16 protein-coding genes and 1 pseudogene are annotated in these 18,123 nt (G+C 72.9%); 2 read left to right on the forward strand and 15 right to left on the reverse strand.

All coding sequences use genetic code 11. The features are described 5' to 3' along the window. Positions 1-467: 467 nt before the first annotated feature. From OEIGOIKO_RS10100 to OEIGOIKO_RS10120, 4 genes are all read right to left on the reverse strand, one after another. A complete protein-coding gene (locus tag OEIGOIKO_RS10100) occupies positions 468-1,046 on the reverse strand; it encodes a hypothetical protein (protein WP_246177293.1) in 579 nt (192 codons plus the stop codon). A gap of 925 nt (positions 1,047-1,971) precedes the next feature. Beyond that, positions 1,972-2,706, reverse strand: a complete 735-nt coding sequence (locus OEIGOIKO_RS10110; protein ID WP_125053765.1) for a Crp/Fnr family transcriptional regulator — start codon at positions 2,704-2,706, stop codon at positions 1,972-1,974. A 26-nt stretch (positions 2,707-2,732) separates the two neighbouring features. Further along, entirely contained in the window at positions 2,733-3,386 is a 654-nt protein-coding gene (locus tag OEIGOIKO_RS10115) for a chemotaxis protein CheB (protein ID WP_125053766.1), read from the reverse strand. A gap of 200 nt (positions 3,387-3,586) precedes the next feature. Continuing rightward, on the reverse strand, positions 3,587-3,901 hold the full coding sequence (locus tag OEIGOIKO_RS10120; RefSeq protein WP_125053767.1) for a hypothetical protein: 315 nt from the start codon (positions 3,899-3,901) through the stop codon (positions 3,587-3,589). Positions 3,902-3,963: 62 nt separating this feature from the next. On the opposite strand from OEIGOIKO_RS10120, the gene OEIGOIKO_RS10125 reads away from it, so the two are divergent. Beyond that, the gene (locus OEIGOIKO_RS10125; RefSeq protein WP_125053768.1) at positions 3,964-4,506 is read left to right on the forward strand and encodes a hypothetical protein; all 543 of its coding nucleotides are present in this window, start codon (positions 3,964-3,966) and stop codon (positions 4,504-4,506) included. 145 nt (positions 4,507-4,651) lie between these two features. After that, a complete protein-coding gene (locus tag OEIGOIKO_RS10130; RefSeq protein WP_125053769.1) occupies positions 4,652-5,323 on the forward strand; it encodes a class I SAM-dependent DNA methyltransferase in 672 nt (223 codons plus the stop codon). Positions 5,324-5,643: 320 nt separating this feature from the next. Here OEIGOIKO_RS10130 and OEIGOIKO_RS10135 read toward each other — a convergent pair. From OEIGOIKO_RS10135 to OEIGOIKO_RS10190, 11 genes and pseudogenes are all read right to left on the reverse strand, one after another. Further along, a pseudogene (locus OEIGOIKO_RS10135) lies at positions 5,644-5,760 on the reverse strand (aminoglycoside phosphotransferase family protein); the annotation flags it as partial. A 137-nt stretch (positions 5,761-5,897) separates the two neighbouring features. Then, positions 5,898-7,568: an ABC transporter ATP-binding protein gene (locus OEIGOIKO_RS10140; protein WP_125053770.1), complete on the reverse strand. Its 1,671-nt coding sequence runs from the start codon at positions 7,566-7,568 to the stop codon at positions 5,898-5,900. Beyond that, entirely contained in the window at positions 7,565-8,545 is a 981-nt protein-coding gene (locus tag OEIGOIKO_RS10150) for an ABC transporter permease (RefSeq protein ID WP_371859016.1), read from the reverse strand. The genes OEIGOIKO_RS10140 and OEIGOIKO_RS10150 overlap by 4 nt, the downstream gene beginning before the upstream one ends. Positions 8,546-8,763: 218 nt before the next feature. Then, the gene (locus OEIGOIKO_RS10155; RefSeq protein WP_125053771.1) at positions 8,764-9,711 is read right to left on the reverse strand and encodes an ABC transporter permease; all 948 of its coding nucleotides are present in this window, start codon (positions 9,709-9,711) and stop codon (positions 8,764-8,766) included. Positions 9,712-9,842: 131 nt separating this feature from the next. Next, the gene (locus OEIGOIKO_RS10160) at positions 9,843-11,441 is read right to left on the reverse strand and encodes an ABC transporter substrate-binding protein (protein WP_125053772.1); all 1,599 of its coding nucleotides are present in this window, start codon (positions 11,439-11,441) and stop codon (positions 9,843-9,845) included. Between the two features lie 109 nt (positions 11,442-11,550). Then, complete coding sequence (locus OEIGOIKO_RS10165; RefSeq protein WP_125053773.1) at positions 11,551-12,426, reverse strand: class I SAM-dependent DNA methyltransferase; 876 nt, start codon at positions 12,424-12,426, stop codon at positions 11,551-11,553. Positions 12,427-12,446: 20 nt separating this feature from the next. After that, a complete protein-coding gene (locus OEIGOIKO_RS10170; protein ID WP_125053774.1) occupies positions 12,447-13,703 on the reverse strand; it encodes an MFS transporter in 1,257 nt (418 codons plus the stop codon). Beyond that, a complete protein-coding gene (locus tag OEIGOIKO_RS10175; RefSeq protein ID WP_125053775.1) occupies positions 13,687-14,811 on the reverse strand; it encodes a dipeptide epimerase in 1,125 nt (374 codons plus the stop codon). The genes OEIGOIKO_RS10170 and OEIGOIKO_RS10175 overlap by 17 nt, the downstream gene beginning before the upstream one ends. Then, positions 14,808-15,896 (reverse strand): PLP-dependent cysteine synthase family protein, encoded by a 1,089-nt coding sequence (locus tag OEIGOIKO_RS10180; protein WP_125053776.1) that lies wholly within the window; start codon positions 15,894-15,896, stop codon positions 14,808-14,810. Before OEIGOIKO_RS10180 ends, OEIGOIKO_RS10175 begins: the two co-directional genes overlap by 4 nt. Beyond that, positions 15,893-16,807: a Rossmann-like domain-containing protein gene (locus tag OEIGOIKO_RS10185; protein ID WP_246177294.1), complete on the reverse strand. Its 915-nt coding sequence runs from the start codon at positions 16,805-16,807 to the stop codon at positions 15,893-15,895. Before OEIGOIKO_RS10185 ends, OEIGOIKO_RS10180 begins: the two co-directional genes overlap by 4 nt. Then, positions 16,804-18,063, reverse strand: a complete 1,260-nt coding sequence (locus tag OEIGOIKO_RS10190) for an ATP-grasp domain-containing protein (protein WP_174857144.1) — start codon at positions 18,061-18,063, stop codon at positions 16,804-16,806. The genes OEIGOIKO_RS10185 and OEIGOIKO_RS10190 overlap by 4 nt, the downstream gene beginning before the upstream one ends. Between the last annotated feature and the right edge of the window lie 60 nt (positions 18,064-18,123).

An 18,123-nucleotide genomic window follows, 5' to 3' on the forward strand; every position in this document is an offset into this window, starting at 1 on the left:
GCACACCCTCCCCCGTTTTCGCGCAGCAAGGCGCACCGTCCGGTTGCGGATTGCGGACCGAGGATCGGGAAGCTGTACGGCACTGCGTGAAAACAACCGGCCGGCCCTTCGGTACGGGCACTGGCTGGTTCTCCGGCGGACAGTCGCATCGTCACTTCTACGGCGAACTGTCGGACGGTTTTGAAGCCACCTCAATTACAGGCGACTGCGGCGTTCTGATGAACCGCCGCTCGAAGAGCGAGAATTACTTCGGCAAGTCCCGAGGCCGCGCGGCAGCCGTTTCCGGCAACGCTCCCCGGCACGCGTACGGTCCGGCAGCCCCGCTCCGTACGCCTCGGCGTCCAGGCGGGCTCCTGCCGTTCGTTCCGGGCAGGCCTGCCCGCCACCGGGTCCCCGTCAGGGCCGCTCGGGCCCCGTCAGGACCGGTCATGCCCCGTCAGGACCGGTCGAACGATGTCGAGAGCCGGTCAGCTGGTGACGCGCAGCTCGACCAGCACGGTGGACTGACCGGCGTTTCCGGCCTCACCGAAGGGCTTGTAGTCGTTCTTGGGCGCGTTGATGACGGTTTCCTTGCCGTCGGACGTGACCTTGGCCTGCACCGGGTGCCCCTCGGTCCACATGCCGAATGCCTGATCCAACTCCAGGGCCAGGTAGCCCTTGTTGCCGCTGACCGCGAAACAGAACTCGCCCGAGCCGGCACGCGACTTGACCATGATGTCGTGAGCGGCGGCGCAGTCGACCAGCGTGATGTGACCGTCACCCCGCTTCAGCGTGATCTTCCGGTCCTGAAGGATGCGGTCGGCGCCGGGATAAGCGAAGTCCTCGACAGTGGGCGGCATATCGGCATCGGCCGCCGAGGCCACGGCCGGCAAAGCAGCGGACTGCGGTGCGGCTTGCGCAACAGTGAGGCCGGCTATCGCAGCCGACACGGAGAACGCGCCGATGAGACCGGTGAGCAGAGCTTTACGGGCACGAGGCATCGCCACGGTGTCCTTCCGGGAGTCAAGGTGGGCGGCAGTCGGCCCACGGAACGCGAAGTAAAGCATATGGAGGCTTTGTGGCCTCATCTCAGTTGCAATCCCACGAACTCCCCCAACGCGCGCTGTATGCGGGCCGCGTACGCCAACCGAACGGCACCTGACCAGGCCCTTTTGTGCGGCCTCACGGGGTGTCCAGACAGCGGCTCCAGCGCCACGGCGAACCTCGCCCTCGCGCCGCTTCCCTTTCGCCGTCCCCCTCCGCTTCTCCCCCCGGATGTGATGCTCAGCGACGGTCATGACGGCGTCCGGACGGAGACGCCCGGCCTTCCGATTGTGGGCTTCAGCAGCGTCGGAGCCCTTCCGCTCCGCCCACGAAGCTGACCGGGACGACGCCTTCCTGACCGGCCTCCCCCGACTCGTACGGCCGGGCCGGCCGAGCGCCGCGCCGGCTACAGCTCTGAAGGCGGCAACCCGGGACAACTGCGCCAGGTTGGTGACGGTCACGGGGCCGGAGGCTGGGCTTCCGGACTCGTCGAGATGAAGTCGGAGTCGGGGGCTTCGGCGACGTCGGGAAGAAACCACGGGCGGAGTTCTGTGCTCGCCCGGAGCCAACCAGCACCCAGGGCCCGCGCCGGTGCCGGTGCCCGCGCCAGTGCCCGTGCCGGTGCCCGCGCCCGTGCCCGCGCCCGCGCCCGCGCCCGCCGCAAGGAAGCCGGAGGCGGGCAGGGTTCCCCTGTGTTCCCGTGCCCGTCCGAACTACGCCAGGTTCCGCCATCACCGTCGGGAAACGGGGGCCACGAAGAAGCCCCGGCCGGAGAAGCTGAGCTGCACGGAATCGGGCGCGGGCTACTCGGTCGTGAAGGTCGTCAGGGCGGCGTGTCCGCGACTTCGGAGTGTTCCGGGGTGCCGGGCACGACCGGCGCCTTCAGCCAGGTGGGGCCGGACGCGTTCGTGGTCTGTTTCGGAGGCAACCCGTGACCTGCCGGCCGTGTCACGCCTCTTTCGTGGCGGGCGGGAACGTGGCGTCGATGGCTTCCCGGATGACGCGGTAGCAGCTGCAGGCGTTCGCTTCGAGACGGGCACGGTCCAGGATGGTGATGGTGCCGCGGCGGTAGCTGATGCAGCCGTCCTCGGCCAGGGCGCCCGCGACCTCGCTGACCGAGGACCTGCGGACCGCGAGCATCTGGGCGAGGAACTTCTGTGTCAGGTCGAACTCGTTGCTGTGCATCCGGTCGGCCGTCATGAGCAGCCAGCGGGCGCACCGCTGGCGGGTGCGGTGGCTGCGGTTGCACCCCGCGTTGCGCGCCAGCTGGGTGAACATGGACTGGGTGAAACGTTGCAGCATCTGTTGCAGCTTCCCGTCCAGTACGGCGATCTCGTGCCGGAACCGGTCGGCGTCCATCCGCAGTCCGAACCCGGCGACCTGGCACACGGCCCGTTCGGTCGGGCTGCCGACGCCCAGGAACACCGGGAGCCCGACCATGCCCTCGTCGCCGACGGTGGCCACCTCGACAGCCGGGCCGTCCAGCTCGGCAAGGATGGAGCAGACACCCGTCAGGGGGAACCACACGGTCTCGATCCGGCCCCCGGGCCGGTACAGGAGGTCTCCGGTGCTCAGCTCGACCGGTTCGAGGTGCGCCTGCAGTCGCCGCTGCTCGGCTTCCGGCAGCGCGGCGAGAATGCGGTTGCCGCGGATGTCGTACGAATCGGTTACGCCGCTTGCCATGATCTGCCCGCCTTTCGTCCCCGTGGTCAGGTGGCGACCGCCGGTGGGATCACCGCCGCCCAGGACGGCAGCGACACCCGCATCAGACCCGCGGCACCCGGCACCATCACCAGGCTGACCACTGCGTGAGCCAGCACCGGCAGGGGCAGCACGAAGTCTATGCAGCCGGTGGCCATCGCGGCGCTCGGCATACCGAAGGCTTCCGCCGTGGTGATGTCCTGGGCGAGCACCCGGCCGCCCGCGCCGCGGACGTGGCGTACGCCCAGGGCCCCGTCTTCCAGGCGCCCGGTCAGTACGGCCGCCAGCAGCCGGGGGCCGAACGCTGCCGCGGCCGAGGCGAACATCGGATCCGCCGCACGGTACCTGTCCGCCACATGCAGCGACACCTTGCCCTCCGGCGTGAAGGCGGCCCAGTGACCGGCCGGCACGACATGCACGACGCCCGGGGCCAGCTGATCCTCTTCCTCCAGCAACCGCACCGGCAGCGTGGACCGGTAGCGCAGCACTCCCACCAAGCCGTCCTGCTCCCGCACCGGCCGGTGCTGCACCAGCACCACCGCGGCGGGGAAACTCTCGGGCAGCGCCGCCAGAATCTCACGGTAGGCGCTCACACCGCCGAGCGATGCGGTCATACAGACCACATCGAAGGCGGCGGAAGTCTTCTGCACGGTACCGAACACCGCACCACTCTAATGCCCGGAACCGAACACAACGATTGCTCGGCGGAAAATGCCGACTGGGCGTCATCCCAGATCGCTCGTCCCGGTTACGCCATCGAAGTGACGGCCGGGTGCGACCGCGGACCGATGGCAGTGACGCGGCTCCGGCCCTTCCCCGTCGTGGCGCGGCGTGGCGTGGCTGCGGAAGGGAACGGGGACAGTCAGGTGGCCGGCCGGGTGGTCGCCGCGCGGCGGGTGCATATCCCTATCGCTTCCAGGAGCAGACCGGCTGCCGCGGCGAAGGCCATGGCCAGCATCAGCAGGATGCGCCACCAGGTGTAGGGGCGGGCGGCGGGGCTGCCCGCCCCCATGCCGGCCCGCCGTGCGGTCCGTACGGACATGCTGGCGGCGATCGCCTGCGAGTGACCCGCGTCGGAGGCGCGGGGCTGCCGAAGCGGGCGCCGCCTGCGGGCAGTTGCGGTGACCGTGCGGGGCCGTACGGAGCCGTACCGAGCTGTGACAGGCCGTACGTCCATGCCGGTCCGTACGGGCCTTCCGGAGCACGGTTCGTTGCGGCGGCTCGGTAGGGTGGCGTCGCGTGGGTGACAGCACAGTGTGGACTCTGGCCATCGCGGCGGTGACGGGCGGCACCGCCGTACTCGCGAGCTGGGTGGCCGGCCGGGGCAGCACGCGGGCCGCGCGCATCCAGGCGGAGATCGCCGCTCGCGCGCAGCGCACCGAGCGGCTGCGGGAGAGCCGCCGGACCGCGTACCTCGACCTGATCGAGCAGACGCACCGCCTCGGCGAGCTCTACTGGGAGATCCTGGCCGTCCTGCGCAACAGCGCAGGGACCGGCGACCGCGGCACGGCGGAGGTGCTCAAGGAACTGCACGACCGGGAGATCGCCGAGTACGCGAAGATCCGTCGCTGTGCCCGCGTCGTCGAACTGGAGGGCCCGCCCGAGGCGGCGGCCGCCGCGCTCGCTCTCCAGCGGACGACCGGCACGTTCTACCGCTGCGTCAAGGGGTCCATGGAGGGGGACACCGATGCACAGCAGGAGTTCGGCACCGCCTTCTCGCCCTTCTGGAAGGCACTGGAGGACTTCATCGACGCCGCTCGCGCCGCTCATCAGGAAGGTTGAGCCGCTGAGCAGCGAGGACGAGCCGCCGGCCAGGAAGGCTGAGCCACTCACAGGGAGGATGAGCCGCTGCCCAGGAAGGCTCGGCGCCAAGTGCGCATCAGGCCGCGGGGCGTGGGCCGTGGCCTGGGCAGTAGGGTCCTCCTCCATGACCGAACCAGACTTCCTGCAGGACACCCGGCGGTCCTATGACGCCATAGCCGACGAGTACGTCGCCTTCGAGCACGGCGACCTGGAAGCGAAGCCGCTGGACCGGGCGATGCTGGCCGGCTTCGCCGAGAAGGTGCAGGCCGCCGGTGGCGGGCCGGTGGCCGATGTGGGATGCGGCACCGGCCGGGTGACCGCGCATCTGGCCGGCCTCGGCCTCTCCGTCTCCGGCATCGACCTGTCGCCGGGCATGCTCGCGGTGGCCCGCCGTCAGCACCCGGACCTGCGCTTCGACGAGGGCTCCATGCTGGCCCTCGACCTTCCCGACAACAGCCTCAGTGGGGTCGTGGCCTGGTATTCGACCATCCACGTACCGCTGGTGCTGCTTCCGGAGGCGTTCGCCGAGTTCCACCGGGTGCTCGCGCCCGGCGGCCATCTGCTGGCCGCCTTCCAGGTGGGGGACGAACCGCTGCGCCTGGAGGAAGCCTTCGGCCGGCAGATCTCGCTCGACTTCCACCGGCGGCACCCGGACCGGATGGCCGACCTGCTGGACCGGGCCGGCCTGCCCGTACGCGCCCGTCTGGTACGCGAGCCCTACGAGGGCAGGTTCGCCGAGCGGACGGCCCAGGCCTTCCTCATGGCCCGCAAACCGGCAGCGGACGGACCGGCGTAGGGAAGAGGGCCGCTGTCCGCCCTTGACCGCCGGCGGCGGCTGCGGGACTGGGCCGAGGACGGGCTCCGGCAGTGCAGTGCCTGCATGGGCTGCTGCTGTCCGAACTGAGGGCCGCAGGCCTGCTGGGCTTCTTCCGCGCACGGTCGACACCAGTCACATCCGCGCAATGAGGGGCGGATCGGCCACCGGTCCGCCCCGGGCGCCCGCACACCGACCGCAACCGCAACCGCAACCGCAGTCACGGCCACGGCTACGGCCACGGCCACGGCTACGACATCGAGGCCTGCCGGGAGCCGAGCGGGCAGGAGGCCGTTCGTCACGAGCGACTCGCACTCGGCGTCGATGCGCGCCTCATCGGCGTCCGCCTTCAGGAACACGTCGCCGACGCGCACGGTCGCGCGCTCGGAATGCGCGACGACGACTTCGACCTCATCCATGGGCGACCGGTACCCGGGGATGATCGCCGAGGTCGCCGGATTCATCGTTCCTGCGATCGCACGGCTGACCGCGTCCCGCCACCCGGCGGCCTGGTACGCGGCACCGGCCTCCGACGAGGACGAACCCACCACTTCCGTCAGGAGTCCTGAGCCCGTGCTGTCGCCGTACGCGGTCCCCGGATCGCCTCACCTCCCTCTCCCGTTGCCTCGACCAGAGCCGCCGTGTAGGGGTGCCCGGGGGCCCTGAGGACACGGGCGGCGGGCCCCTGTTCGACTACGTCGCCGGTGTCCAGCACCAGGATGTGGTCGGTGCCGGCGGCCGTGTTCAGGTCGTGGGTGATCCACACCAGGGTCAGGTCCGGCTGGTCGCGCAGCAGCCGGTCGAGGACGGCGAGAACGGTGCGCCGGGTCACCGTGTCCAGACCCGAGGTGATCTCGTCGCAGACCAGAACGCGGGGGCGGGCGAGCAGGGCGCGGGCGAGCGCCGCGCGCTGGAGTTCGCCTCCAGAGAGCCTGCCTGGACGGCTGTGGATGTGCTGCTCACGGAGGCCCACCTCCGCGAGCAGCGCTTCCGCCTCCCGCGCGGCATCGACGGGCGTGGCTCCGCGCAGGCGTACCGCCGTGCGCGCGACCTGCGCCAGCAGCGTGCGGTGTTCGTCGAAGGAGGAGTGCGCGTCCTGGAACACGTACTGCACCGCGGCCAGTTGCCGGGGCGTACGGTTGCGCAGGCTGCGGGGCAGCGGTACGCCGTCGAGGTGCACCTCGCCGTCGTACGTGCGGTGCAGTCCGGCCAGGCACCGGCCGAGCGTGGTTTTGCCGCTGCCGGAACGGCCGACGACCGCCACCCGTTCGCCGGGCCGGACACGCAGGGAGACGTCGCGCAGCACGTCGACGGTACGACGGGCACCGCCGCGGTGGTGGTGGGCGGTCAGGCCCCGTACTTCGAGGACGGCAGCGGTCTCTCTCTGCGCTTCCAGGGCTGCACCGGCGCCGGCATCGGCGTCGACTTCCACCTCCGGGGGCGCGTCAGGCCCGGTGTCGCCCCTCACCTCAGGTACGGCGCCGCTCTCCTCCCCCGCCCCGAACAACTGGCGGGTCCACGTATGCCGTGCCCCCTTCATCACCTGTTCCACCGGTCCCGCTTCGACCACCCGTCCGTCCTTAAGGACCACGACTTCATCGGCCAGTTCACGCACCACGTCCAGGTCGTGGCTGAGCAGCAGGACGCCGATGCCCTGCCGGACGACCGAGGTCAGCTCCGCGACGATGCGGCGCTTGGTGAGGGCGTCCTGTCCGGTGGTCGGTTCGTCGGCGACCACGACGCGGGCGCCCAGCAGCAGGGCCTGGGCGAGTACGAGGCGCTGCTGCTGGCCGCCGGACAGCTGGTGCGGGTAGCGACGCAAGAGTACGGAGGGGCCGTCGAGTTGGGCGCGGGAGAGCGCCTCGTCGATACGGGTTGCGGCAGCTCGGGCGCGCTCGCGGCGCGGGAGGTGGCGTACCTGGGTACGGGCGATGTCGGTCAGCAGGGCACCGGCCCGGCGGGCGGGGTTGAGGACCGTCGCCGGGTGCTGCGGTACGTGGCCGACCAGGCGGTCCGTGACCGTCACCGTCCCGGAGACCCGGGCGCCCGGCGGGTAGGCGCCGAGCAGGGCCAGTCCGGTCGTGGTCTTGCCGCTGCCGGAGGCGCCGACCAGGGCGGTCACCGTTCCCGCGCGGACCCGCAGGTGCACTCCGTCGACGACGGCCCGGCCGCCGACCTCCACCCGCAGGTCCTCGACCTGGGCTACGACGTCCGCTGCCACACTCACCGGTGCCCCTCCTTCACATCAGCCACATCAGACATGTCAGTTACATCAGGCCCGTCAGGTGCATCGCATGCATCAGGCCCGTCAGGTGCTTGCGGTGCATCAGGCACGTCAGGTGCTCGCGGTGCATCGGGCCCATCACATGCATCACGCTTGGCCGCCTCCGACCTCCGTCCCTCCCCTCCCAGCACCGCATCGACGACCAGGTTCCCGCCCATCGACAACCCCACGATCAGCAGTGCGGGCACCACCACGGCCCACGGCTGTACGAAGAGTCCGGTGCGGTTGCGGTCGACCATGACCGCCCAGTCCGCGGCGTCCGGTTCCACGCCGACGCCGAGGAACGCGGCGGTGGCGACCAGGTAGAGCACGCCGGTCAGACGGACGCCCGCGTCGGCGGCGAAGGTGCGCAGTGCCGACCGGCCGACATAACCGATCGCCGTACGCCACCAGGTCTCGCCCTGCATGCGCAGCGCCTCGACGGCGGGGCGCGCGGCCGCTTCCGAGACGGCGGCGCGGACGATTCTGGCCGCGTCCGGGATGTTGACGAGGGCCACCAGCAGCGCGAGTCCCGCGGCGCCCGGTGAGAAGACGGCGGCGACCAGGAGGATCAGCAGCAGTGACGGCACCGCGAGCAGTACGTCCAGCGGGCGCATCAGCAGTTCTTCGAGCCAGGTGCGGTGGGTGAGGGCGGCGGCCAGGCCCAGCGGGACGGCGACCGCGTAGGCGAGGGCGGTGGCGGCCAGGGCGACGAGCACCACCGACTGCCCGCCGAGCAGGATCTGCCGTCCCACGTCGCGGCCGACGAAGTCGGTGCCGAGCCAGTGGCCGCCGCCGAGCGTGAAGGACGCGGACCGCGGGCCGGGTTCGCCCGCGAGCAGCGGCCCGAGGAGGGCGAGGAGGAGGGGAACACCGGCGATCAGCAGTCCGGCCAGGCCGGACCGCCGCCGCCCAGCCGTACGCGCGGCCCTCCGTGTCAGGCGTGTCAGGCCGGGCCACCGCCGCCCAGCCGTACGCGCGGGCTTCCGCAGCAGGCCGGGCCACCGCCCCGCCATGCCCTCGCGCTTCCGCATCAGACCGGACCGCCGCCCAGACCTGCCCCCGGACTTCCGCATCAGACCGGACCGCCGCCCAGACCTGCCCCCGGACTTCCGCAGCAGACCGGACCACCACCCGCCCGAACCATCGAACCTCCGCATCACGCCGCCACCCCCGCCCGGGGCGCGAGCCGGCGGGCGACCAGGTCCGCGCCGAGGTTGAGGACGACGGCGACCAGGCCGAAGACCACGGCCAGGCCCTGAACCACGGGGACGTCGCGTTCGGCGACGGCGTTCATCAGGACGGTGCCCAGGCCCGGGATGACGAACAGCGCCTCGACGACGATCACTCCGCACAGCAGCCAGTCGACGGTGCGGGCGAGTTGCTGGGCGGCGGGCGCGAGGGCGTTCGGCAGGGCGTGCGCGTACCGGACGCGCGCCGCGGACAGCCCGTAGCGGGCCGCCTGTCGGGCGTACGGGGAACGCAGCGCGTCGATCATCCCGGCCCGTACCAGACGGCTGATCGAGCACACGGGGCGGGAGAGCAGCACGAGGACGGGCAGGACGAGGACGGCCGGCTGGGCGAGCAGGTCGCCGCCGGAGCCGACGGCGGTCGGCGGCAGCCAGCCCAGCCGGAGGGCGAAAAGGGTGACCAGCAGCACGCCGAGGGCGAACTCCGGTACGGCGTACACCGCGAGGGTCGTGGAGCTGACCAGCCGGTCCGCGAGGGAGCCCTCGCGGCGCGCGGCCAGGACACCGAGCCCCACCCCGGCCGGCACCAGCAGCACCACGGTGACGGCGGCGAGCAGCAGGGTGGGACCGAAGCCGTCGGCGAGGTACGCGGCGACCGGCCGACCGGAGGCCAGCGAGGTCCCGAGGTCGCCGTGGAGCAGCCCCAGTACCCAGTCGGCGAGGCGTTCGGCGGCCGGGCGGTCCAGGCCCATCTCCGTACGGATGGCCGCGATGCGGGCCGGGTCGGGCTGGTCGCCCGCCAGGGCCACGGCGGCGTCCCCGGGCAGCGCCTCGGTGAGGACGAAGACCAGCAGCACGACGGCGGCGGTCTGCGCGACACCGAGCAACAGCCGCCGGGCGAGCCAGGAGCGCAGCACGGCCGGTACGACGGATACGACACGTCCGGCGCGCCCGTCTCGCCCGTCTCGCCCACCCCGTCCGGCGCGCCCGTCTCGCCCGCCACGTCCAGCGCGATCAGCCAGCCGCCGAGGCGGCGCGACGGGTGCGCTCACGCCAGCCACACCGTGTCGAAGCGGGCCCAGTCCAGGGTGTTCGCGGGCGCGTCGTGCGCCACGCCGTGCACCCGGCGGGAGGTGCCGACGATCCAGTCCGCGAAACCCCACACCAGGAACCCGCCCTCGGTGTACAGGCGGCGCTGCATCCGCCCGTACACCGCCGCCCGTTCCTTCTTGTCCTTGGTGGACTGGGCCTGCTGGTACAGGGCGTCGAAGTCCTTGTGCCGCCACTTGGTGGCGTTGGTGGTCGAACCGCTCAGCAGCCGCTGCGAGAAGTGCGACTCGATGGGCATGGCGCCGGAGCGGTAGCAGCACAGGGTGCCGGAGTCGAGGATGTCGCTCCAGTAGCTGTCCTTGCTGCCGGACTTCACCTGGACGGTGACGCCCGCCTTGGCGGCCTGGTCGCGGAAGATGCCGGCCGCCTCGGTGAACCCGGCGGCGACGGGCGAGGTGTCGAGGGTGATGCGCAGGTCCTCGGCACCGGCCTGCTTGAGGAGGTGGCGGGCCCGGTCGAGGTCCTGGTGGCGCTGCGGCAGGTCGGCCGCGTAGTACTCGTACCCCTTCCCGAACAGGTCGTTGCCGATCTCGCCGGCTCCGGAGAGCGCGCCGTCGACGAGTTCCTTGCGGTCGGCGATGAGGAAGAACGCCTCGCGGACCCGCCTGTCGTCGAAGGGGGCGCGGTCGGTCTTCATCGCGAAGGACTGCATGGCGCTGTTGCGCAGCCGTACGATCTCGATCTGGCCCTTGCCCTCGTGGGCGCGCGCGGTGGTGGGGTTGAGTTCGTGCGCGTACTCGACCTGGCCGCCGAGCAGGGCGTTGACCCGCGCGGATTCCTCGTTGGCGACGACGAACTCCAGCTCGTCGAGGTGCGGCGCGCCGTCCCAGTAGGCGTCGTTGCGCTTGACGACGCAGGAGCGGCCCGGGGTGAAGGAGACGAAGCGGAAGGGTCCGGAGCCGACCGGCCGGGCGAAGTCCGCGCTGGTCGTGCCGGCCGGGACGATGTACGCGCCGAACGCGGCCAGCACGTTGGGGAATTCGGCGGTGGGGCGCTTGAGGCGGAACTCGACGGTGTCCGGGGACACCGCGCGGCTGGCGGCCAGGTCGATGGGCTCCAGGGACGCCTTGGCGCGGTACGCCTTCTCGGGGTCGGCTATGCGGCGGAAACTGTAGAGGACGTCCTCGGCGGTGACCGGCTTGCCGTTGTGGAAGGCAGCCTTGCGCAGGGTGATCCGCCAGCGGTCGAGGGTGCCGTTGGGCTCCCACTTGGCGGCCAGGCGGGGGCGGGCGGACATGTCGGTGCCGCAGTCGGCCAGCTTGTCGTAGAGGGCCTTGGCGCGGGCGGCGTCGGCGAAGAGGTTGCCCAGGTGCGGGTCGAGGGTCTCGGAGGCGCCGCCACCGGCGAAGGCGGCGCGCAGCCGGCCGCCGCGCCGGGGCGTACCGCCGCCGGTGTCCGACGAGCCGGATCCGGTGCCGCAGCCGGCCAGGACGAGCCCCGCGGTGGCCGTGGCGCCCGCGGTCGCGGCGAGGAAGCCGCGCCGCCGCAGGCCGGGCGGGACGGCGGTTTCCCGCTCGGTGGGAGGGAGTTCGGTCATGGTGGGTCTCGCCTCGGGTGAGTGGGTGAGCAGAAAGGCAGAGCTGGCTGGAAAGGGCAGGGGGCGGGAAAGGACAGGGGGGCGGGAAAGGGCTGGGAGCGGTGGGCGGTCAGCCGTCGCCCCATCGGGCCACGAGGTGCAGCCGGTCGCCGTCGGCGGAGCCGCCGGGAGACGGGCCCGGCCCGGCAGGGCCACCAGGAGACGCGTCCGGCCCGGCAAGGCCGACAGGAGACGGGGCCGGCCCGGGCCGCCAGGCCGGTTCCGTCCGGGGGCCGGGCCCGTCGTGCAGCTCCAGCACCGTGAAGCCGTGCGCGGCCAGCGCGTACCGCAGTTCCTGGGGGAACAGCAGTCGCCAGGCGGAGCGCTGTTCGACCGGTGGTGTGCCGTCCTCCGTGGTCCAGACTCGGCGTCGGCGCAGCAGTTGGGCCGGCCGGTCGACGGTGAGCGTCGTGACGGACCGGTATACGGTGCCCTCCCACTCGAAACCTCGGATGGCCGGTGCGTCCAGCAGTTCCGTACGGCCGAGGAAGAACGCGCCGTTGCGCATCTCGGCGACCAGCAGTCCGCCGGGTGCCAGGGCGCGGCGGCAGGAGTCCAGGAAGCCGTCGAGGTCGTCGTTGGTGTGGCAGTACAGCAGCGCGCTGTCCAGGCAGACGACGGCGTCGAACGGTCGCGGCGCGAGGTCCTCGAGGTGGAACCGGCGCAGGTCGGCTCGTACGTACCGGGGCCCGGGGTGGTGGGTACGGGCATACGCCAGCATCGCGTCCGAGACGTCGGCGCCGACGACCGTACGGCCCGTGGTTCGCAGGTGGGCGGCGTCCCGCCCGGTGCCGCAGCCGATGTCGAGGACGCGCGGCCCGGCGCCGTACCGGCACAGGACGTCCTCGGTCCAGCGGGCGGCGAGCCGTTCCGGGTCGGGGAACCGGGCCTCGTACAGGGCCGGGTTGTCGGTCAGCAGATTGCGGGCGACGGCGCTGTCCGCCATGCCGTCACCACCACGGCCCGTCACGCCGTCACCACCACGGCCCGTACGGGCAGGGCCCGCAGCCGGTGCAGCCAGCCGACGCCGGCCGCCGACAGGAGGCCGAAGGCGAGGCAGCACGCCCAGGGCAGCCAGGCGGCGCCCCCGTGCCCGCCCGCGTCCATGGCCCAGCCGACGACGGTGTTGCCGACGGCGGCGGCGATGCCGGAGACGACGTAGAAGATCCCGAAGTAGGTACCGGTCAGCTCGGCGCGGCCGAACTCCGGTATCAGCTCCATGACGAACGGCTGGGCGATCATGACGCCGACGTACAGGAGCAGCGCCCCGGCCAGTACGGGTACGAGGGCGAGCGCGGCCCCGCCCGCACCGCCGCCGCCCGTTCCGGACGTCCCGGCGACCGCCATCGGCGGGACGAACGCCACGCCCATCAGCGCCAGCCCGACGGCCACCCAACGTGCCCGGCTGCCGCGCTCCTTGAGGGAACGGGTGATGCGCATCTGAAGGGTGAGGTTGGCCAGTGTGCCGACGAGGAAGACGATGCCCGCCGCGCCGTCCCAGCCGGTGGCCCTGCGGGCGCCGTCCGGTAGCAGCAGGTAGAGCTGGTTCTCCATGGTGAACATGCCGACCATGGCGAGGGAGAAGGCCAGGAACGCCCGGTTGGCGAGGACTTCGCGCCAGTCGCCGAGCACGCTGCCCTTCGAGGCGGGCACCTCACGGGCGGGCAGCACCGCGGCCTGGGCGACGGTGAGCAGCGCGAAGATCGCGGCGGCGGTGAGGGCGGAGGCCCGGAAGTCGACGAGCAGCAGGGCGCTGCCGATCAGCGGCCCGACCAGGGCGCCGGTCGTCGCGAAGATGTTGAACAGGGCGAACGCCTCGGCCTTGCGGTCCCCCGCCTCCGCCGCCAGGTAGGCGCGCACGGCCGGGTTGAACAGGGCCCCGGCGAGCCCGCTGAGTATGGAGGCGGCCAGCAGGACGGGCAGCCCGTCGCCCAGCGCGAACAGGGCGAAGCCGACAGTGCGCAGCGCGCAGCCCGCGATGATCACGCCGCGGGCTCCGAGCCGGTCGGCGGCCGAGCCGCCGAGGATGAACAGGCCCTGCTGGCTGAGGTTGCGTACGCCCAGCACGATGCCGACGACCGCGGCGGACATCCCCAGGTCCTGGCCGAGGTGGGTGGCGAGGTACGGGATGAGCAGGTAGAAGCCGATGTTCACGCCGAGCTGGTTGACCAGCAGGAGCCGGATGGCGAGCGGGAAGGCCCGCATCTCACTCCACGTCTTCACGGTGGTGCCTTTCCTTCGGTACTGCGGGCTGTGCGAGGGGCGGGGCGGGTACGGCCGGTCCAGCGCGCGGCGGCACCGGCCGTACTCCCAGCCCGGCCCCCGTCCCGGCGCGTACGGTCCCGTCGGTGCCGCCGATGCCGGTCCACGGGTCGTGCGCCAGCAGCAGGTGCCCGTCGAGGTCGACCCAGCGGGCACGGTCGGCGAGGTGGACGGCGGGGGCGATGCCGAGGGTGCCGGCGGTCAGGCAGCCGAGCATGAGCCGGGTGCCGCTGCCCGCGATCAGCTCCTCGATGCGCAGTGCCGCGTGCACGCCGCCGCACTTGGCGAGCTTGACGTTGACGCCCTGCACCCGCCCGGCGAGCCGGGCCACGTCCGCGAGGCCGACGGCGTCCTCGTCGGCGATGACGGGCAGCGGGGAGCGTTCGGCGAGCCGGGCGAGCGCTTCGGGGTCGCCGGGCACCGTCGGCTGTTCGACGGCCTCGACGCCCAACGCGGCGAAGCGCGGCAGCAGATGCCGGGCCTGCTCCGGTGTCCAGGCGCCGTTGGGATCGAGCAGCAGCGCCGTCGAGGGCGCGGCGTCCCGTACGGCCCGTACGCGGGCGAGGTCGTCCTCGGGGTCCGCCGTACCGGCCTTGATCTTGAGGACGGCGAAGCCGCTCTCCGCCAGGCAGCGGGCCTGCGTCCGGGCCCGCTCGGCGGACACGATGCCGATGGTGCGGGCGGTGGCGGCGACGGGCCGCCGTGCGGTGCCGAGCAGTCGGTGGACCGGCTGCCCGGCCCGCTTGCCCACCAGGTCGAGCAGCGCCGACTCGACGGCGGCGGTGACGGCGGGCGGGGTGCCGGGCGCGGGCAGCTCGCCGTCCCGCAGGGCGTCGAGGGCGCTCTCCGGGCCGGCGAAGCGGCCGAGTTCCGCGCCGGCCGCCGCCAGCAGACGGCGCAGGGTGTCGGTGTCGAGCCCGTAGTACACGCTGGTCACAGCCTCGCCATGGCCGCGCAGGCCACCGTGCTCGATGGTGATCCAGACGGCGTTCCGTTCGGTCGTCACGGAGCGGGAGATGCGCAGGGGTTCGGCGAGCTGAAGGCGTACGACGCGCAGCGTGACGTTCATGCGACGCCCTCCCCCGCGGTCGCCGCCTTCGGGTCCACGACCGTGGTGCAGCGCCCCCAGCCGATGGCCTCGGCCGCCCCGGGATGCGGTATCTCCACCGGACGGGTGGCGACGGGCTGCCGGTCCAGGCCGTGCGCGGCGGCGAAGTCCTCGTCGTAGACGGTGCCGAGGTAGCGGTGCAGGCCGTCGGGGAAGACGGTGGCGACCACCGCGCCGGGGTGCACGCGGGCCGCCCAGGCGGAGACCAGGGCGACGGCGCCGGTGCTCCAGCCGCCGCTGACGAAGCTGCCCCGGGCGAGCCGTCGGCAGGCGTCGGCGGCTTCGGCGGGCCCCACCCAGTGCACCTCGTCGAAGGCCCCGTAGGCGACGTTGCGCGGGTGGATGCTGCTGCCGAGGCCGCGCATCAGGCGGGGCCGGGCGGGCTGTCCGAAGATGGTGGAGCCGGTGGCGTCCACGCCGACGAGGCGCAGCGCGGGCCAGTGGCGGCGCAGTGGGCCGATGATCCCGGCGCTGTGGCCACCGGTGCCGACGCTGCACACCAGGACGTCGAGGTGGTCCAGGTCGGCGGCGATCTCGGCGGCGAGTGAGGCGTAACCGGCCGCGTTGTCCGGGTTGTTGTACTGGTCGGGCCAGTACGCGTGCGGGAGCACGGTGCGCAGTTCGCGCAGCCGGGCGAGCCGGGCGGCCTGCCAGCCGCCTTCCGGGGCGGGGCGGTCGACGATCTCCAGCCGGGCCCCGTACGCCCGCAGCAGCCGGCGCATGGACGGTTCCAGTTCGCTGTCGCAGACCAGGATCACGTCGTGGCCGAGCGCCTGCCCGGCGAAGGCCAGGCCGACGCCGAGGGTGCCGGAGGTGGACTCCACGACCGGTGCGCCGGGCCGTAGTTCGCCCCGCTCGCGGGCGCCGAGCAGCATGGACACGGCGGCGCGTGCCTTCATGCCGCCCGCGCCGAGCCCTTCCAGCTTGGCCCAGAAGCCGGGGTGCGGGCAGGGCAGGTCGCCGGTGATCCGGGCCAGCGGCGTACGGCCGACGAGAGCGAGGAGTTCCCGGTTGGCGGTGGGTGCGCCCAGTACGGCGGCGGTCATCGGTCGCCTCCCCGGCCCAGCAGCGCGTAAGCGGCGTCGCCGGTGTAGCGGTGGACGACGCCGGGCCCGCCGTCGAGCCAGAAGAACGGGTACGGCTCGGCGCACACGGCGCTCACTCCGGCGCCCAGCAGGCGCGGCAGCACGGCGCTGCCGGTCTGGGCGAACATCACCAGCGGCTTCCCGTGCCGCTCGCAGTGGGCGCGCAGCGGTTCGAAGGTGCCGTTGCCCAGCGTCATGCCGGATGCCAGCACCGCGTCGCAGCCGTCCAGTTCGGCGAGCGCGTCGGTACGGACCGGCTCGCCCCACTCGGTCCGGCCGCCCTTGAGGTCGCACGGTACGCAGACCAGGCCGCGGGCCCGCAGCGCCTCCAGCAGCGAGTTGACGACGCCGACGACCAGGACGGTGCGGCCGGGCGCGACGGCCAGCAGCCCGGCGACGCCACGGGCACGGGCCCGGGACTTGGCGAGCGAGTCGCCGGCGGGCAGCTCCCACGGCCGCGCGCCGTTCGCGGGCGTGTGCGGCAGGGCATGCATCAGGTACGCGTCCAGTGCGGCGATCCGTACGGACGCCAGCGGATGGCCGAGCAGCGTCGCGACGTCGGCGCCCACGCACTCGTCGATCGCGGCGGCGGGCAGCGCGCCGGGCTCCACGGCACAGGACCCCACCGCGCTGCCGAGACGCAGGCTGAGCACTTCGTTGCGGTAGCCGCCGCTGCGCCCTTCGTGGCGTACGGCCTGGCTGGTGGTGAAGGCCACCGCGATCTTCTGCGTACGGGGGTCGGGCCCCAGCTCACCGGCGCGTACGCGGCGTACGAGGTCCGGGAGCCCGGCCGCCACGGGCCGCCCGGCTCGGTCCGCCGCCACGGTCTCCACGGCGCCGTCGGCCGCCGTCCCCTGTCCCAGCGGGCTCATCGTTCCTCCACCACCCGCGGACACAGCCCGGCCAGCAGTTCCTCGACGCGGGCGCGGGCGCCCGCCCCTTCGCCGTCACCGGCCATGACATGCCCCAGGTAGCCGTTGTTGCTCCCGGTGTCCTTGACGGTCTTGCCGGCCTCGGCCAACTGCACCTCCAGCACACCGGGCCGTGCGTCGAGCCCGTCGGCCCCGGAGATGCCCTCCAGTACTCCGGTGCGCTCGGGCACGAGAAAGCCGATGGCGGCGCTGCGCAGTCCGGTCTCGCGTGGCGCGAGATCCGGTGTGCGGCCGAGGGCCACTTCCACGAAGGCGGCGGCCAGGTCGATGCCGGTGACGTGCCGGACCAGTTCGGTGATGCGGTTGCCCGCGGGCCTCGGATTCACCTCTACGACGCGCGGCCCGTCCGCGGTGAGCTTGATCTCGGTGTGCGCGACGACCTGGTCGAGCCCCAGTGCCTTGAGCGCGGCGCACGCGGTGTCCGCCGCTGCTTCAGCGTCGGCGGCGCTCAGCGCGGCGGGGAACATGTGCCCCGTCTCGACGAACGCCGGGGCGCCGCCCACGCTCTTGTCGGTCACGCCGACCACATGCACCGAGCCGCCGTACGACACGGTCTCGACACTGACCTCCGGCCCGTCGAGCAGTTCTTCCAGCAGCACCACCGGGGCCCGCAGCTGCCCCCGCGCGTTGACCGGGAACCCGGCGAGCGCACGGTGCGCGCGGGCCAGCTCCGCCTCGTCGTCCACCCGCCGTACGTACATCCCGGCGCACAGGTCCACCGGCTTGAGGACGAGCGGGAAGCCGATCTCGCGCGCCGCCTCGGCGGTCCGCGCCCAGTCGGCGCACACGGCGAACCGGGGGCCCGGGACTCCGGCCGCCTCCAGGGCGCGCCGGGTGGCGTCCTTGCGGCAGGCGGCCTCCACGGCCTCCGGCGCGGGCCCGGGCAGGCCGAGGTACGCGGCGATGCGCGCCACGGTGGGCAGGTAGTAGTCGCACGAGCTGAGGACGCCGTCGAAGCCCGTCGCCGTGTGCAGGCGTTCGGCGTACGGCAGCAGCGTGTCGGTGTCGTTGGTGTCGGCGGTGATCACGTTGCGGGCCGCCAGCAGCGGGTGGGCGGTGCCCTCGGGGGCGGCCCGCAGGTAGTGGTGCAGGTCACGGGTGAGGAAGGTGAAGTCGTGTCCGGCCTCGCGCAGGGCGCGGGGCAGCAGCCTGCCCATCGACCCGACCCAGCTCTCGACCATCAGCAGATGCGCCACAACTCTCCTTCTGCGCAGGCGGTTTCGCGTCCGGGCACGCCGTGGGGAGGCCCCCGGTGC

Origin of the sequence: Streptomyces paromomycinus (assembly GCF_003865155.1) — a bacterium.
GTDB lineage: Bacteria > Actinomycetota > Actinomycetes > Streptomycetales > Streptomycetaceae > Streptomyces > Streptomyces chrestomyceticus.

Excerpts from the sequence above, each read along its gene's own strand:
- OEIGOIKO_RS10100 (WP_246177293.1), bottom strand. The coding sequence starts at position 1,046 with ATGCTTTACTTCGCGTTCCGTGGGCCGACTGCCGCCCACCTTGACTCC.
- OEIGOIKO_RS10110 (WP_125053765.1), bottom strand. The coding sequence starts at position 2,706 with ATGGCAAGCGGCGTAACCGATTCGTACGACATCCGCGGCAACCGCATT.
- OEIGOIKO_RS10120 (WP_125053767.1), bottom strand. The coding sequence starts at position 3,901 with ATGGACGTACGGCCTGTCACAGCTCGGTACGGCTCCGTACGGCCCCGC.
- OEIGOIKO_RS10130 (WP_125053769.1), top strand. The coding sequence starts at position 4,652 with ATGACCGAACCAGACTTCCTGCAGGACACCCGGCGGTCCTATGACGCC.
- OEIGOIKO_RS10160 (WP_125053772.1), bottom strand. The coding sequence starts at position 11,441 with ATGACCGAACTCCCTCCCACCGAGCGGGAAACCGCCGTCCCGCCCGGC.
- OEIGOIKO_RS10165 (WP_125053773.1), bottom strand. The coding sequence starts at position 12,426 with ATGGCGGACAGCGCCGTCGCCCGCAATCTGCTGACCGACAACCCGGCC.
- OEIGOIKO_RS10175 (WP_125053775.1), bottom strand. The coding sequence starts at position 14,811 with ATGAACGTCACGCTGCGCGTCGTACGCCTTCAGCTCGCCGAACCCCTG.
- OEIGOIKO_RS10180 (WP_125053776.1), bottom strand. The coding sequence starts at position 15,896 with ATGACCGCCGCCGTACTGGGCGCACCCACCGCCAACCGGGAACTCCTC.
- OEIGOIKO_RS10185 (WP_246177294.1), bottom strand. The coding sequence starts at position 16,807 with ATGAGCCCGCTGGGACAGGGGACGGCGGCCGACGGCGCCGTGGAGACC.